Consider the following 231-nt stretch of genomic DNA (forward strand, 5'->3'; position numbering starts at 1 on the left):
GCTCCGTCCGGCCCGGCCAATCCGCCGCTGCTGAGCGATCCGGCCAATCCGAACAACCGGCTCTACAACCAGATCCTGGGCAAGGTGCACGAGGCCGAGGCCGCGCGCGGCATCGCGCCGGGGCCGTACAGCCAGAACCTCGCCGCCGCGCTTACCGTCGAAGCGCTGCGCGAGCGCATCACCCAGGCCGACCGGGTCGAACTCAGCCGCGACGGCTCGCTCGCGCGCGTG

General features: G+C 72.7%; 1 protein-coding gene. It reads left to right on the top strand.

Going from position 1 to position 231, the window contains the following annotated elements; genetic code table 11:
- A partial coding sequence (locus tag HKX41_13870) for a peptidoglycan-binding protein (protein NNC25220.1) occupies positions 1-231 on the top strand: 231 nt, incomplete at both ends.

This window comes from Salifodinibacter halophilus, assembly GCA_012999515.1.
GTDB classification, from domain to species: domain Bacteria; phylum Pseudomonadota; class Gammaproteobacteria; order Nevskiales; family Salinisphaeraceae; genus Salifodinibacter; species Salifodinibacter halophilus.